Source organism: Streptomyces sp. NPDC089915, assembly GCF_040684675.1.
Classification (GTDB): Bacteria; Actinomycetota; Actinomycetes; order Streptomycetales; family Streptomycetaceae; genus Streptomyces.
The window spans coordinates 1-1917 of the sequence record NZ_JBFBGN010000333.1 but is presented as its reverse complement, the minus strand read 5'-3'; the positions used below and the strand labels follow the sequence as shown (position 1 = coordinate 1917).

The following is a 1917-nucleotide window of genomic DNA, read 5'->3' as shown; positions in this document are numbered from 1 at the left end:
GCCCCGCCGGCGCTTGAAGCGCGGGGGTCCGGGGGCAGCGCCCCCGGCAACGGCGCCGCACCGGCGATGTCCGACGTCGTCATACCTCGGCCCCCGCAGGATCGGCAACGGTCCACGTCGGCGTCGTCCAGTGCCCCGGCACCACCGCCTCGGCCGGCCGGCCGAACGGCACCTCCCCCTCCGCCCGCGAGGAACCCCTGGCCAGCAGCCACAGGTAGCTCTCCCGGAAGGCGGACACGTTCTGCTCCACCGTGAACAGCTCCAGCGCCCGCGCCCGCGCCGCCGCCCCCAGCCGCTGGGCCCGTTCCGGGTCCCCCAGCAGGGCCGCGCACGCGTCGGCCAGGGCGCGCGGGTTGCGCGGGGGTACGACGAGACCGGTGCCGCCGATGACCTCGCAGACGGCCCCGACGTCCGTGGACACCGTGGCCCGGCCGGACAGCATCGCCTCGACGAGGCTGATCGGGAACCCCTCGATCACCGAGGACAGCAGCACGATCCGCCCGGCGGCGTACGCGTCGGCCACCGAGGGCGCCTCCGGCCCGCCGACCTCGTCGAAGCAGACGGGGTTCTCCCCCACCGTCCGCGCGTCGGCGGCCTCGTCGGGGAAGAGCTGCGCGGCCAGCGACCGGCAGTCGGCCAGGTACCCGGGCGCGGCGGCCGTGGCGAAGATCCGCAGCCGGGTGCGCGGGGCGGCCCGGCGGACCTCCGCGAAGGCGTGCAGCAGGCCGATCAGGTCCTTGGCGGGCTCCACCCGGCCGACCCACACCAGGGTGTCCGGGTCCCCGCAGCCGGTGTCCTCGCCGACGGCGGCGAATCGGTCCGCCTCCATCCCCGGGTACACGGTCCGCAGCCGCTCCCGGGGCGCCCCGCAGCGTTCCTGCCAGCGGCGGGCGTGCGCGTTGCCGGGGGTCAGCAGGTCGGCGCGGGCGTAGATCTCCCCGGCCAGCCGGACGTGGAAGGCCGCGAGCAGGGCCCGGACGGCGGGCCGGGCGTCGGGACCCCGGCCGAGGTAGTGGGCGCGCAGCCGCACCCCGTACTCGGTGACCAGCAGCGGGACCCCGCAGAAGCGTTTGGCCACCAGTCCGGGCAGGGCGGCCACCCCGCCGGCGGCGGCGTGGCAGACGTCGACGGCGCCGAGTCCGGGCTCCCCGTACCAGTCGAGGGACAGCGGGCGCAGCAGCCGCTCCAGTTCGTCGGCGAACTCCAACAGGTCGGGGACCCGCGCCTGCCGTACGGTCCGGCCCGCGCCCGGGGCCCGGCAGCCGGCCTCCAGGGCGCGCACGGCGGTCTCCGAGCGAAGGGCCGCGTACATGCCGCCCTGTTCGCGGGCGAGTCCGGCGAGCCCGTACAGTCCGGCCGCGAAGGCCTCGGCCGGCGCGGGGCCGGCCGCCGGCGCTCCCCCGTCGCAGATGCCGCGCACCAGCTCCCCGAAGCTGTCGGCGAAGCGCCGCCGCTCGCGCCGGGAGTGGGTCCGGCCGTCGTCGGCGGGGGCCCACAGCGGGGCGGTGCGCACCCGCGTGACGTGCCGCGGGAGCGGGACCCGGCCGCGCTCCTCCTGTTCGGCGCTGCGGCTCAGCGCGTAGAGCTCGAACTCGTGCTGCGGGAGTCCGCGCACGAGCCGGTCGCACCAGAGCCCCGCCTCTCCGGCCGCATACGGATAACCACCTTCGGTGAGCAGTCCGATCCGCACGAGTGGCACCCCCGTTCTCCCGTTTCCTGGCGGTCGCCGTGGGCCCGGTGACCCGCCGCGGGAGAACTCAAGCGGATACACCGGTGGCGCGACGGACGACCGTCCGTCGTCGACGCCCGCCTCGTGCAGGCCGCGGGCGTCGCGCTCGTCTCGACCGGCTCCACCGCGTCGAAGATCGCCGCGGCCGGCGTGCCCGTCACCAAGGTCGAGGAGCTGACCGGCTTCCC

At 76.9% G+C, this 1917-nt stretch carries 2 protein-coding genes; one reads left to right on the top strand and one right to left on the bottom strand.

From position 1 onward, the window contains the following. Positions 1-79: 79 nt before the first annotated feature. Entirely contained in the window at positions 80-1690 is a 1611-nt protein-coding gene (locus AB0O29_RS35520) for a DUF3492 domain-containing protein (protein WP_365160459.1), read from the bottom strand. Positions 1691-1765: 75 nt separating this feature from the next. Here AB0O29_RS35520 and AB0O29_RS35515 point away from each other — a divergent pair. Continuing rightward, on the top strand, positions 1766-1917 hold a 152-nt coding region (locus AB0O29_RS35515; protein WP_365160456.1), incomplete at its 3' end, for a hypothetical protein.